This is a genomic window from Klebsiella sp. JB_Kp042 (assembly GCF_040065275.1).
In the GTDB taxonomy this organism is placed as follows: Bacteria; Pseudomonadota; Gammaproteobacteria; order Enterobacterales; family Enterobacteriaceae; genus Klebsiella; species Klebsiella quasipneumoniae.
Genome location: NZ_JBEAJL010000088.1, coordinates 1 through 13,584, shown reverse-complemented (window position 1 = coordinate 13,584; position 13,584 = coordinate 1). Strand labels below are relative to the sequence as shown.

General features: G+C 55.7%; 14 protein-coding genes. All 14 read left to right on the top strand.

Annotation, left to right across the window (positions count from 1 at the left end; all coding sequences use genetic code 11):
• The first annotated feature begins 4 nt into the window (after nucleotides 1-4).
• A complete protein-coding gene (odhB, locus tag ABLV54_RS16110; RefSeq protein WP_023288876.1) occupies nucleotides 5-1,231 on the top strand; it encodes a 2-oxoglutarate dehydrogenase complex dihydrolipoyllysine-residue succinyltransferase in 1,227 nt (408 codons plus the stop codon).
• Between the two features lie 103 nt (nucleotides 1,232-1,334).
• The gene (gene sucC / locus ABLV54_RS16105) at nucleotides 1,335-2,501 is read left to right on the top strand and encodes an ADP-forming succinate--CoA ligase subunit beta (protein ID WP_002895039.1); all 1,167 of its coding nucleotides are present in this window, start codon (nucleotides 1,335-1,337) and stop codon (nucleotides 2,499-2,501) included.
• A complete protein-coding gene (gene sucD / locus ABLV54_RS16100) occupies nucleotides 2,501-3,370 on the top strand; it encodes a succinate--CoA ligase subunit alpha (protein WP_004885990.1) in 870 nt (289 codons plus the stop codon). Before sucC ends, sucD begins: the two co-directional genes overlap by 1 nt.
• Nucleotides 3,371-4,198: 828 nt before the next feature.
• The gene (gene cydA, locus ABLV54_RS16095) at nucleotides 4,199-5,767 is read left to right on the top strand and encodes a cytochrome ubiquinol oxidase subunit I (protein ID WP_002895047.1); all 1,569 of its coding nucleotides are present in this window, start codon (nucleotides 4,199-4,201) and stop codon (nucleotides 5,765-5,767) included.
• 15 nt (nucleotides 5,768-5,782) lie between these two features.
• Complete coding sequence (gene cydB, locus ABLV54_RS16090; protein ID WP_004885993.1) at nucleotides 5,783-6,922, top strand: cytochrome d ubiquinol oxidase subunit II; 1,140 nt, start codon at nucleotides 5,783-5,785, stop codon at nucleotides 6,920-6,922.
• Between the two features lie 15 nt (nucleotides 6,923-6,937).
• Entirely contained in the window at nucleotides 6,938-7,051 is a 114-nt protein-coding gene (gene cydX / locus ABLV54_RS16085) for a cytochrome bd-I oxidase subunit CydX (protein WP_004100325.1), read from the top strand.
• A 130-nt stretch (nucleotides 7,052-7,181) separates the two neighbouring features.
• Nucleotides 7,182-7,466, top strand: a complete 285-nt coding sequence (ybgE, locus tag ABLV54_RS16080; RefSeq protein WP_008805691.1) for a cyd operon protein YbgE — start codon at nucleotides 7,182-7,184, stop codon at nucleotides 7,464-7,466.
• Between the two features lie 149 nt (nucleotides 7,467-7,615).
• Entirely contained in the window at nucleotides 7,616-8,020 is a 405-nt protein-coding gene (gene ybgC / locus ABLV54_RS16075) for a tol-pal system-associated acyl-CoA thioesterase (protein ID WP_002895056.1), read from the top strand.
• A complete protein-coding gene (gene tolQ / locus ABLV54_RS16070) occupies nucleotides 8,017-8,709 on the top strand; it encodes a Tol-Pal system protein TolQ (RefSeq protein WP_004152221.1) in 693 nt (230 codons plus the stop codon). Before ybgC ends, tolQ begins: the two co-directional genes overlap by 4 nt.
• A 3-nt stretch (nucleotides 8,710-8,712) precedes the next feature.
• A complete protein-coding gene (tolR, locus tag ABLV54_RS16065; protein ID WP_002895061.1) occupies nucleotides 8,713-9,141 on the top strand; it encodes a colicin uptake protein TolR in 429 nt (142 codons plus the stop codon).
• A 99-nt stretch (nucleotides 9,142-9,240) separates the two neighbouring features.
• Complete coding sequence (tolA, locus tag ABLV54_RS16060; protein WP_004885996.1) at nucleotides 9,241-10,581, top strand: cell envelope integrity protein TolA; 1,341 nt, start codon at nucleotides 9,241-9,243, stop codon at nucleotides 10,579-10,581.
• Between the two features lie 131 nt (nucleotides 10,582-10,712).
• On the top strand, nucleotides 10,713-12,005 hold the full coding sequence (tolB, locus tag ABLV54_RS16055; RefSeq protein ID WP_023288877.1) for a Tol-Pal system beta propeller repeat protein TolB: 1,293 nt from the start codon (nucleotides 10,713-10,715) through the stop codon (nucleotides 12,003-12,005).
• Between the two features lie 34 nt (nucleotides 12,006-12,039).
• Entirely contained in the window at nucleotides 12,040-12,564 is a 525-nt protein-coding gene (gene pal / locus ABLV54_RS16050) for a peptidoglycan-associated lipoprotein Pal (protein WP_002895068.1), read from the top strand.
• Nucleotides 12,565-12,573: 9 nt separating this feature from the next.
• Nucleotides 12,574-13,368, top strand: a complete 795-nt coding sequence (cpoB, locus tag ABLV54_RS16045; RefSeq protein WP_050532975.1) for a cell division protein CpoB — start codon at nucleotides 12,574-12,576, stop codon at nucleotides 13,366-13,368.
• Nucleotides 13,369-13,584: the final 216 nt, after the last annotated feature.

Genomic DNA, 13,584 nt, shown 5'->3' with positions numbered 1-13,584 from the left:
CACAATGAGTAGCGTAGATATTCTGGTTCCCGACCTGCCTGAGTCCGTAGCTGACGCAACCGTCGCCACCTGGCACAAAAAACCGGGCGACGCGGTCGTCCGTGACGAAGTCCTGGTCGAAATCGAAACTGACAAAGTGGTACTGGAAGTACCGGCATCAGCGGACGGCATTCTGGATGCAGTGCTGGAAGACGAGGGCGCTACCGTCCTGTCTCGCCAGATCCTTGGCCGCCTGCGCGAAGGTAACAGCGCAGGTAAAGAAAGCAGCGAAAAAGCCGATGCGAAAGCGTCCACGCCGGCGCAGCGTCAGCAGGCCTCTCTGGAAGAGCAGAACAACGATGCGCTGAGCCCGGCGATCCGTCGTCTGCTGGCTGAACACAACCTCGACGCGGCGGCCATCAAAGGCACCGGCGTCGGCGGCCGCCTGACCCGCGAAGATGTCGAGAAACATCTGGCGAAAGCCCCGGCGGCGGCAGAAGCCAAAGCGCCAGCCGCTGCCCCGGCAGCCGCGCCGGCGCCGCAGCTGGGCCACCGCTCTGAAAAACGCGTCCCGATGACCCGCCTGCGTAAACGCGTGGCCGAGCGTCTGCTGGAAGCGAAAAACTCCACCGCCATGCTGACCACGTTCAACGAAGTCAACATGAAGCCAATCATGGATCTGCGTAAGCAGTACGGCGACGCGTTCGAAAAACGTCACGGCATCCGTCTGGGCTTTATGTCCTTCTACGTGAAAGCGGTGGTGGAAGCGCTGAAACGCTATCCGGAAGTGAACGCCTCTATCGATGGCGACGACGTGGTGTACCACAACTACTTCGACGTCAGCATGGCCGTATCCACTCCACGCGGCCTGGTCACCCCGGTTCTGCGTGACGTTGACCTGCTGGGCATGGCGGATATCGAAAAGAATATTAAAGAGTTGGCGGTGAAAGGCCGTGACGGCAAGCTGACCGTAGACGACCTGACCGGCGGTAACTTCACCATTACCAACGGCGGCGTGTTCGGCTCCCTGATGTCCACGCCGATCATCAACCCACCGCAGAGCGCCATCCTGGGTATGCATGCCATTAAAGACCGTCCGATGGCGGTGAATGGCAAGGTAGAGATCCTGCCGATGATGTACCTGGCGCTCTCCTACGACCACCGTCTGATCGACGGACGTGAATCGGTAGGCTTCCTGGTGGCGATTAAAGAGCTGCTGGAAGATCCGACCCGTCTGCTGCTGGACGTGTAGTCAGCAAGCGTATTACCTACCGTAGGCCGGATAACACGCGTTAACGCCGTTATCAGGCCTACAGGTTTAAAGATAATTACACCCTGAAGGATGGACTGAACACATGAACTTACATGAATATCAGGCAAAACAACTTTTTGCCCGCTATGGCTTACCGGCGCCGGTGGGTTATGCCTGTACTACTCCGCGTGAAGCAGAAGAAGCCGCTTCAAAAATCGGCGCGGGTCCGTGGGTAGTGAAATGTCAGGTTCACGCTGGTGGCCGCGGCAAAGCGGGCGGTGTGAAAGTGGTGAAGAGCAAAGAAGAGATCCGCGCATTTGCCGAGCACTGGCTGGGCAAACGTCTGGTGACCTATCAAACAGATGCGAACGGCCAACCGGTTAACCAGATCCTGGTTGAAGCGGCGACCGATATTGACAAAGAGCTGTACCTGGGCGCGGTCGTTGACCGTAGCTCCCGTCGCGTAGTGTTCATGGCCTCTACCGAAGGCGGCGTGGAAATCGAAAAAGTGGCGGAAGAGACCCCGCACCTGATCCACAAGATCGCCATCGATCCGCTGGCGGGCCCGATGCCTTATCAAGGTCGTGAACTGGCGTTCAAACTGGGTCTGGAAGGTAAACAGGTTCAGCAGTTCACCAAGATCTTCATGGGTCTGGCGACCATTTTCCTGGAGCGCGACCTGGCGCTGATCGAAATCAACCCGCTGGTTATCACTAAGCAGGGCGACCTGATCTGCCTCGACGGCAAACTGGGCGCTGACGGCAATGCGCTGTTCCGCCAGCCGGATCTGCGCGAAATGCGCGACCAGTCGCAGGAAGATCCGCGTGAAGCGCAGGCGGCGCAGTGGGAACTGAACTACGTCGCGCTGGACGGCAACATCGGCTGCATGGTTAACGGCGCAGGCCTGGCGATGGGTACCATGGACATCGTTAAACTGCACGGCGGCGAACCGGCTAACTTCCTCGACGTGGGCGGCGGTGCGACCAAAGAGCGCGTCACCGAAGCGTTCAAAATCATCCTCTCTGATGACAACGTGAAAGCGGTGCTGGTGAACATCTTCGGCGGTATCGTGCGTTGCGACCTGATCGCTGACGGCATCATCGGTGCGGTAGCGGAAGTTGGGGTTAACGTTCCGGTCGTGGTTCGTCTGGAAGGTAACAACGCCGAACTGGGCGCGAAAAAACTGGCTGACAGCGGCCTGAATATTATTGCAGCGAAAAGTCTGACGGACGCAGCACAGCAGGTTGTTGCCGCAGTGGAGGGGAAATAATGTCAGTTTTAATTAATAAAGATACCAAGGTTATCTGCCAGGGCTTCACCGGTAGCCAGGGGACCTTCCACTCTGAACAAGCGATCGCTTACGGTACGCAAATGGTTGGCGGCGTGACGCCAGGCAAAGGCGGCACCACTCACCTGGGCCTGCCGGTGTTCAACACCGTGCGCGAAGCCGTTGAAGCGACCGGCGCCACCGCGACCGTGATCTACGTTCCGGCGCCGTTCTGCAAAGATTCCATTCTGGAAGCGATTGACGCGGGCATTAAGCTGATTATCACCATCACCGAAGGTATCCCGACGCTGGATATGCTGACCGTGAAAGTGAAACTGGACGAAGCGGGCGTGCGCATGATCGGCCCGAACTGCCCAGGCGTGATCACGCCGGGCGAATGCAAAATCGGCATCATGCCGGGTCACATTCACAAGCCGGGTAAAGTGGGCATCGTTTCCCGTTCCGGTACCCTGACCTATGAAGCAGTTAAGCAGACCACCGACTACGGCTTCGGTCAGTCTACCTGCGTCGGTATCGGCGGCGACCCGATCCCGGGCTCTAACTTCATCGATATCCTGAAGCTGTTCCAGGAAGACCCGCAGACCGAAGCGATTGTGATGATCGGTGAGATCGGCGGTAGCGCGGAAGAAGAAGCGGCTGCCTACATCAAAGAGCACGTGACCAAGCCGGTTGTCGGTTACATCGCGGGCGTGACCGCGCCGAAGGGCAAGCGTATGGGCCATGCTGGCGCCATCATCGCTGGCGGTAAAGGTACTGCCGATGAGAAATTCGCAGCCCTGGAAGCAGCCGGTGTGAAAACCGTTCGCAGCCTGGCCGATATCGGCGAAGCGCTGAAAGCTATCATCAAGTAAACCCTCTCTGCTTATCCGCAAGCAGAAATCTGTCCGATTTCGACATGGTTGGCCACCGTCAGGTGGCCTTTTTTTTGGCCGTTATCCGCTTCTCCCGAAAGCCGCTGCGTTAGCAAACCCTGCGTTTGGCAAAAACCTTATCTATCATATTGATTTTATGAATTATTTCATAAATATTATCGACGCGTGGTTGTCGGAAATGAAAATTTGCCCTGGTCGTACCGCAGGGTAACGAAACAGACAGTAAAAAAAAGAGTGGGGGAGGGGATAAGAAAGCAGGAAAAAATACTGTGAGCGGTCTAGCATTAATCGGATCGGCTCTTTTTTTTATTTTTTTCCTGTGGCGTTAAATAATATTACCTATGATTCTCATCTTTCCCTTTTTAGTAACCAATCAAGGCATACTTTAAACACAGCATTAACATTGGGTTTACCAATATTCTTTATTGAGCTACATAATTAACACGCAGAGTAAAAATTGATTTATATCAATACTTAATGCTTGGAAAAATCCTTCAAAAAACGTTAAATTGTCTCAAGTCAAATTGGCCTAAACCGGCCATCTTCGCTATATATTGATCACCGTCGAAAAATGTAAAACTGGAACAATAAAAACATATTTATTGTAAGGTTATTGCGGCGTAATATATTGGGGAATCAATTGGGTTTTTCGTTAACGTATTTGTAACCTTGTCCTGGCGTGGTTTCACTTTCGGTTGAAACCCGCTCCGGGCGGGCGACAAATAAAAATTTGTATTGGGGCATGCGTATGAGCCAGAGCTTCTCGGTTCATTTTCGGAGTCTTCATGCGATGAGCAAGGAGTCATGATGTTAGATATAGTCGAACTGTCGCGCTTACAGTTTGCCTTGACCGCGATGTACCACTTCCTGTTTGTGCCACTGACGCTCGGTATGGCGTTCCTGCTGGCCATCATGGAAACGGTCTACGTCCTTTCCGGCAAACAGATTTATAAAGATATGACCAAATTCTGGGGCAAGTTGTTTGGTATCAACTTCGCGCTGGGTGTGGCGACCGGTCTGACCATGGAGTTCCAGTTCGGGACTAACTGGTCGTATTACTCACACTACGTGGGCGATATCTTCGGCGCGCCGCTGGCCATTGAAGGTCTGATGGCCTTCTTCCTCGAATCCACCTTTGTAGGTCTGTTCTTCTTCGGTTGGGATCGTCTGGGTAAAGTTCAGCATATGGCCGTCACCTGGCTGGTCGCTCTGGGCTCCAACCTCTCCGCGCTGTGGATCCTCGTCGCTAACGGCTGGATGCAGAACCCTATCGCATCGGACTTCAACTTTGAAACCATGCGTATGGAGATGGTCAGCTTCTCCGAACTGGTGCTCAACCCGGTTGCTCAGGTGAAATTCGTTCACACTGTGGCGTCTGGCTATGTCACCGGTGCGATGTTTATCCTGGCTATCAGCTCCTGGTACATGCTGAAAGGCCGTGACTTTGCCTTTGCTAAGCGCTCCTTCGCCATCGCAGCCAGCTTCGGTATGGCGGCGATCCTCTCCGTTATTGTGCTGGGTGACGAATCCGGTTACGAAATGGGTGACGTGCAGAAAACCAAACTGGCGGCTATCGAAGCAGAGTGGGAAACCCAGCCTGCGCCGGCGGCCTTTACCCTGTTTGGTATTCCCGATCAGAATGCGCAAACTAACCACTTCGCTATCCAGATCCCCTACGCGCTGGGCATCATTGCCACCCGCTCGGTGGATAAGCCGGTTATCGGTCTGAAGGATCTGATGGTTCAGCACGAAGAGCGTATCCGTAACGGCATGAAAGCCTACGCGCTACTGGAGCAACTGCGCGCCGGTTCCACCGACCAGGCCGTTCGCGACCAGTTCAATAACGTGAAGAAAGATCTCGGCTATGGTCTGCTGCTGAAACGCTATACCCCGAACGTCGCTGACGCCACGGAAGAGCAGATCGCCAAAGCCACCAAAGACTCTATTCCAAGCGTCGCACCGCTGTACTTCGCCTTCCGTATCATGGTGGCGTGCGGCATCCTGATGCTGTTGATTATCGGCGCCTCCTTCTGGAGCGTGATTCGTAACCGTATCGGCGAGAAAAAATGGCTGCTGCGCGCCGCGTTCTATGGCCTGCCGCTGCCGTGGATTGCCGTGGAGTCGGGCTGGTTTGTTGCCGAATACGGCCGTCAGCCATGGGCGATTGGTGAAGTCCTGCCGACGGCGGTGGCCAACTCGTCGCTGACCGCGGGCGATCTGATCTTCTCTATGTTGCTGATCTGCGGTCTGTACACGCTGTTCCTGGTGGCTGAACTGTTCCTGATGTTCAAGTTTGCCCGCAAAGGACCTAGCAGCCTGAAAACCGGCCGCTATCACTTTGAACAGTCCTCTGCGGCTATTCAGTCGGCACGCTAAGACAGGAGTCGTCAAATGATCGATTATGAAGTATTGCGTTTTATCTGGTGGCTGCTGATTGGCATCCTGCTGATTGGCTTCGCCGTCGCCGACGGGTTCGACATGGGGGTGGGCATGCTCACCCGCTTCCTCGGCCGTAACGACACCGAGCGTCGGATTATGATCAACGCCATCGCCCCGCACTGGGACGGTAACCAGGTGTGGCTGATCACCGCCGGCGGCGCGCTGTTCGCTGCCTGGCCGATGGTCTACGCCGCGGCGTTCTCCGGTTTCTATGTGGCGATGATTCTGGTGCTGGCCTCGTTGTTCTTCCGTCCGGTCGGTTTCGACTACCGTTCCAAGATCGAGGACACCCGCTGGCGCAACATGTGGGACTGGGGCATCTTCATCGGCAGCTTCGTGCCGCCGCTGGTGATTGGCGTGGCCTTCGGCAACCTGCTGCAGGGCGTGCCGTTCCATGTCGACGAATACCTGCGTCTGTTCTATACCGGTAACTTCTTCCAGCTGCTGAACCCGTTTGGTCTGCTGGCCGGTATCGTCAGCGTGGCGATGATCCTCACCCAGGGCGCGACCTACCTGCAGATGCGTACCGTAGGCGAACTGCATCTGCGCACCCGCACCGTCTCCACGGTGGCGGCGCTGGTGACGCTGGTCTGCTTCGCGCTGGCGGGCGTGTGGGTCTACTACGGCATCGACGGCTATGTGGTGAAATCGGTGATTGACCATACCGGCCCGTCTAACCCGCTGACCAAAGAAGTGGTGCGTGAGGCTGGCGCGTGGATGGTGAACTTTAACAATATGCCAGCGCTGTGGGCGATCCCTGCCCTGGGCGTGGTGCTGCCGCTGCTGACCGTCGTTTCGACCAAAGCGGATAAAGGCGCCTGGGCATTCCTGTTCTCCTCGCTGACCCTGGCCTGCATCATTCTGACTGCCGGTATCGCGATGTTCCCGTTCATCATGCCGTCCAGCACCATGCTGAACGCCAGCCTGACGATGTGGGACGCGACCTCCAGCCAGCGGACGCTGAACCTGATGACCTACGTGGCGATTGTCTTCGTGCCGATCATTCTGGGCTACACCAGCTGGTGTTACTGGAAGATGTTTGGCCGCATCACCCGTGAAGACATCGAAAAGAACACCCACTCGCTGTACTAAGGTAAGGAGCTATATATGTGGTACTTCGCATGGATTTTGGGAACGCTTCTTGCCTGTGCCTTTGGGGTGATTACCGCGCTGGCGCTTGAGCACGTGGAAGCCACCAAAGCAGGTAAAGAAGAACACTGATGAGTATTATCGTGATGCGATATACGAAATCATTCGGGTTGCATCGAGGCGGCAAGTCTGTGAATCCCCAGGAGCTTACACCAGTAAGTGACTGGGGTAAGCAGACGTAGCCAACAAAGAGGCGACGTGAATGATAAAGTATATGTATGCGATAATGGACAAGCGCCCGTTAAGGGCGCTTTCCTTGTTGATGGCGCTGCTGCTGGCAGGCTGCATTTTCTGGGATCCGTCGCGCTTTGCCGCGAAGACCAGCGAGCTGGAAATCTGGCACGGTTTCTTGCTGATGTGGGCGGTTTGCAGCGGCGTAATTCACGGCGTGGGCTTCCGCCCGCGTGCCGTTCACTGGCAGGGGATTTTTTGTCCGCTTATCGCTGATATCGTGCTCGCTTTAGGTCTCTTCTTTTTCTTCTTTTGAATAAGAGATCTCTGTTAATGCTATGGGCTTGCATAAGCCCATAAAAATTTACTCCCCGTTTACTTTCCCCCATTCCAAACCACCTTTCCCGCGCGTATAGTAGCGAAGTTTGAAAGCTCTAACCTTTTTTTGCATTACCGGGATGTAAAGTGAATACAACGCTGTTTCGATGGCCGGTTCGGGTCTACTACGAAGATACCGACGCCGGTGGTGTGGTTTACCACGCCAGTTACGTCGCTTTTTATGAAAGAGCACGCACAGAGATGCTGCGCCACCATCACTTTAGTCAACAGGTTCTGTTGGCTGAACGCGTTGCCTTCGTGGTTCGCAAAATGACGCTGGAGTATTTTGCCCCCGCCAGACTCGACGACATGCTCGAAGTCCAGACGGAAATTACCTCGATGCGCGGCACCTCTTTGGTTTTTACGCAGCGAATCGTCAACGCCGAGAATACAGTGTTAAACGAAGCTGAGGTTCTCATTGTGTGCGTTGATCCACTCTTAATGAAGCCACGTGCGCTTCCCAAGTCTATTGTCGCGGAGTTTAAGCAGTGACTGACATGAATATCCTTGATTTGTTCCTGAAGGCGAGCCTTCTGGTTAAACTTATCATGTTGATTTTGATTGGTTTTTCTATCGCTTCCTGGGCTATCATTATTCAGAGAACGCGTATCCTTAACTCGGCCGCGCGCGAAGCTGAAGCGTTCGAGGACAAATTCTGGTCCGGGATTGAACTGTCCCGTTTGTATCAGGAGAGCCAGGGGCGTCGCGATAATCTGACCGGTTCGGAGCAGATCTTCTACAGCGGCTTCAAAGAGTTTGCGCGCTTGCATCGGGCCAACAGCCATGCGCCGGAGGCGATCGTCGAAGGGGCATCGCGCGCGATGCGTATTTCGATGAACCGCGAGCTGGAAACGCTGGAGACCCATATTCCGTTCCTCGGCACCGTAGGCTCCATCAGCCCGTATATCGGTCTGTTCGGCACCGTCTGGGGGATCATGCACGCCTTTATCGCCCTTGGCGCGGTGAAGCAGGCCACCCTGCAGATGGTGGCGCCGGGTATCGCCGAAGCGCTGATCGCCACCGCGATCGGTCTGTTCGCCGCTATCCCGGCGGTGATGGCGTACAACCGCCTGAACCAGCGGGTGAACAAGCTTGAACTGAATTACGACAACTTTATGGAAGAGTTCACCGCTATTCTGCACCGTCAGGCCTTTACCACCAGCGAAAGCAATAAGGGGTAAGCCATGGCCAGAGCACGTGGACGCGGACGTCGCGAACTGAAGTCCGAGATCAACATCGTTCCGCTGCTGGATGTCCTGCTGGTGCTGTTGCTGATCTTTATGGCAACGGCGCCGATCATTACGCAGAGCGTGGAAGTCGATCTGCCGGACGCCACGGAATCGCAAGCGGTGAAAAGCAATGACGATCCGCCGGTGATTGTGGAAGTCTCCGGGGTAGGGCAGTACAGCGTGAAAGTGGGGCAGGAGACGCTGTCCCAGCTGCCGCCGGAGCAGGTGATTGCCGAAGCGAAGCGTCGTCTTGAAGCCAATGAGAAAACGGTATTCCTGATCGGCGGTGCGAAAGACGTCCCTTACGATGAAATTATTAAAGCGCTGAACCTGTTGCATAGCGCAGGGGTTAAATCGGTCGGCTTGATGACCAAACCTATTTAATCGCTTCAGGTAGGTGCGTCCGCACGGCGTTCGGCGGCGAGTATCGCTCGCCGTCGGTGCGCATCGCGGGTACAGGCGAACAGTTTTTGGGAACCGATAGTGTCAAAGGCAACCGAACAAAACGACAAGCTTAAACGAGCGATCATCATTTCAGTCGCGCTGCACATCATACTGATCGCGCTGCTGATATGGAGTTCGTTTGACGAGCATCTGGATGCCTCTGCCGGCGGCGGCGGGGGATCGTCGATTGATGCCGTCATGGTCGATCCGGGGGCGGTGGTAAACAATTATAACCGTCAGCAACAGCAGCAGGCCAGCGCACGTCGCGCCGCTGAACAGCGTGAAAAACAGGCGCAGCAGCAGGCGGAAGAGTTACGTGAGAAGCAGGCGGCGGAACAGGAACGGCTGAAACAGCTCGAACAGGAGCGGCTGCAGGCGCAGGAAGCGGCGAAAGAAGCGAAGGAACAACAGAAGCAGGCTGAGGAAGCCGCTGCCAAGGCTGCCGCGGCGGCGAAAGCCAAAGCGGATGCGCAGGCCAAAGAAGCGCAGGAAGCGGCGGCCAAAGCGGCCGCCGAGGCGAAAGCGAAGGCGGATGCCCAGGCGAAAGCGGCTGAACTGGCGGCAGCGAAAGCGGCTGCTGACGCGAAGAAACAGGCCGAAGCTGCCGCCGCAAAAGCGGCTGCCGATGCGAAGAAACAGGCGGAAGCCGAAGCGGCGAAAGCCGCGGCAGAGGCGCAGAAGAAAGCGGAAGCGGCAGCGGCGAAGAAAGCGCAACAGGAAGCGGAGAAGAAGGCTCAGCAGGAAGCGGCTAAGCAGGCAGCGGCTGAAAAAGCGGCAGCAGAAAAAGCCGCCGAAAAAGCCGCTGAGAAGGCCGCCGCGCAAAAAGCGGCCGCGGAGAAGGCCGCCGCCGAGAAAGCCGCCGCCGCTGAAAAAGCCGCAGCAGCCAAAGCGGCTGCTGCTGAGAAGGCGGCGGCCGATAAAGCGGCCAAAGCGGCAGCAGCAAAAGCCGCGGCAGCGAAGAAAGCGGCTGCCGCGAAAGAAGCGGACGGCGTGGACGACCTGCTCGGCGATCTGAGCTCAGGTAAGAATGCGCCGAAAGGTAGCACCAGCGGTAGCACAGGTGGCTCTTCACCTGCTAAAGGAAGTAAACCGGGGCAGGGCGGTGCGTCTCAGGCAGAGATTGCCAGCTATATTTCGCAGGTGCAGGCCGCGATTAAAGGACATCTCTATGACTGGGATACGTACAAGGGTAAAGTATGTACGTTGCGCGTAAACCTGGCTCAGGATGGAACGTTGTTGAGTGTGAAATCGGAAGGCGGCGATCCGGCGTTCTGCCAGCAAATGCTGGCGGCCACCAGTCGGATGAGCAAATTCCCTAAACCGCCGTCGCAGGCTGTTTATGAAACGTTCAAAAATGCGCCACTGGACTTCAAACCTTAAGCGCTTTTTCCCCTGCGTCAGCGGGGGGAAAGAAAATAGGGCGGTCATGGGTTTTGGTAGTTTTGTGTATTTGAGTTTGTTAACATTCTGCTAAATTATCGTGGGCTTTCCGCCCGGATAAGGGAGATATGATGAAGCAGGCATTACGAGTAGCATTTGGTTTTTTAATGCTGTGGGCGGCGGTGCTGCACGCAGAAGTACGTATCGAGATCACCCAGGGGGTGGACTCGGCGCGCCCCATCGGCGTGGTACCGTTCCAGTGGGCCGGCCAGGGCGCTGCGCCGGAAGATGTTGGCGGTATCGTGGCGGCTGACCTGCGCAACAGCGGTAAATTCAACCCGCTGGATCGCTCGCGTCTGCCGCAGCAGCCGACCAGTGCCCAGGAAGTGCAGCCTGCTGCCTGGTCTGCGCTGGGCATTGACGCCGTGGTCGTCGGTCAGGTGACGTCAAACCCGGATGGTTCTTACCAGGTAGCGTATCAGCTGGTGGATACCGGCGGTGCGCCGGGCACAACGCTGGCGCAAGGCTCTTTCAAAGTCACTAAACAGTACCTGCGCTATGCCGCGCACACTGCCAGCGACGCGGTATTTGAAAAGCTGACCGGTATTAAAGGCGCCTTCCGGACTCGTATCGCCTACGTGGTGCAGACCAATGGCGGTCAGTTCCCGTATGAGCTGCGCGTTTCCGATTATGATGGCTACAACCAGTTTGTGGTTCACCGCTCCTCCCAGCCGCTGATGTCCCCGGCCTGGTCACCGGACGGTTCAAAACTGGCTTACGTCACCTTCGAGAGCGGTCGCTCTGCGCTGGTGGTGCAGACCCTGGCGAACGGCGCTGTGCGTCAGATTGCCTCCTTCCCGCAGCACAACGGCGCGCCGGCGTTCTCGCCGGATGGTTCTAAACTGGCCTTCGCGCTGTCGAAAACCGGTAGCCTGAACCTGTACGTGATGGATCTGGGCTCGGGTCAGATTCGTCAGGTGACCAACGGTCGCAGCAACAACACCGAACCAAGCTGGTTCCCGGACAGCCAGAACCTGGCCTTTACCTCTGACCAGGCCGGTCGTCCGCAGGTGTATAAAGTCAATATTAATGGCGGCACGCCGCAGCGTATCACCTGGGAAGGTTCGCAGAACCAGGACGCTGACGTGAGCGCGGATGGTAAAACGATGGTAATGGTCAGCTCGGCCGGCGGCCAGCAGCACATTGCCAAACAAGATCTGGAAGCGGGTGGTGTACAGGTTCTGTCATCAACGTTTTTAGACGAAACGCCAAGTCTGGCACCTAACGGCACTATGGTAATCTACAGCTCTTCTCAGGGGATGGGATCCGTGCTGAATCTGGTTTCTACAGATGGGCGTTTCAAAGCGCGTCTTCCGGCAACTGATGGACAGGTAAAATCGCCTGCCTGGTCGCCGTATCTGTGATAATAAATAATTGATTATTAAAGGAATCAAAGAAATGCAACTGAACAAAGTGCTGAAAGGGCTGATGATCGCTCTGCCGGTTATGGCAATCGCGGCATGTTCTTCTAACAAGAACGCCAGCAACGACCAGAGCGGTGAAGGCATGCTGGGTGCCGGCACTGGTATGGACGCTAACGGTAACGGCGGCAACATGTCTTCTGAAGAGCAAGCTCGTCTGCAGATGCAGCAGCTGCAGCAGAACAACATCGTTTACTTCGATCTGGACAAGTACGATATCCGTTCTGACTTCGCTGCAATGCTGGACGCGCACGCTAACTTCCTGCGCAGCAACCCGTCCTACAAAGTGACTGTAGAAGGTCACGCGGATGAGCGCGGTACCCCGGAATACAACATCGCGCTGGGTGAGCGTCGTGCTAACGCCGTTAAGATGTATCTGCAGGGCAAAGGTGTTTCTGCCGATCAGATCTCCATCGTTTCTTACGGTAAAGAAAAACCAGCAGTACTGGGTCATGACGAAGCGGCATATGCCAAAAACCGTCGCGCCGTACTGGTTTACTAAGAGAATTGCATGAGCAGTAACTTCAGACATCATTTATTGAGTCTGTCGTTACTGGTTGGCATAGCGGCCCCCTGGGCCGCTTTTGCTCAGGCGCCAATCAGTAGTGTCGGCTCAGGCTCGGTCGAAGACCGTGTCACTCAACTCGAGCGTATTTCCAATGCTCACAGCCAGCTTTTAACCCAACTCCAGCAACAACTCTCTGATAACCAGACTGACATTGATTCTCTCCGTGGTCAGATCCAGGAGAACCAGTATCAGCTGAATCAGATCGTTGAGCGTCAGAAGCAGATTCTGCTGCAGATTGACGGGCTGACGAGCGGAGGTGGCGCAGCGGCGGCTGGCGCCCAGGCGTCGTCTTCCGGCGATCAGAGCGCGGCTACCGCCAGCGCAGCGCCAGCGGCCTCGTCAGGCGCTCCGGCGATGACCGGCGATGCGAACACCGATTACAATGCGGCCATTGCCCTGGTGAAGGATGCTTCACGCCAGGATGACGCCATGGTGGCGTTTCAGAACTTCGTTAAAAAGTACCCGGATTCAACTTATCAGCCGAACGCCAACTATTGGCTCGGACAGTTGAACTACAATAAGGGGAAAAAAGACGATGCGGCGTTTTACTTCGCCTCGGTGGTGAAGAACTACCCGAAATCGCCAAAAGCGCCGGACGCCATGTTTAAGGTCGGCGTGATCATGCAGGACAAAGGTGATACCGCGAAAGCGAAAGCGGTTTACCAGCAGGTGATCAGCAAATTCCCCGGCACCGACGGTGCGAAACAAGCGCAAAAACGACTTAATGCTCTTGGTTGATTACGGCATGACCAGAAATCGCGTTATTTCTGGTCTTGTCGCCTGAATCGCCAGCAGTTAAGTGATCTTTATCGAAATTTTAGTTGCGCTGAATTCTGAAATCAGTAATATATGCCGCCGTTGCCAAGGGATATCAAACAAGCCCAAAGCGACGCCAGAGTGGGTCGTTAGCTCAGTTGGTAGAGCAGTTGACTTTTAATCAATTGGTCGCAGGTT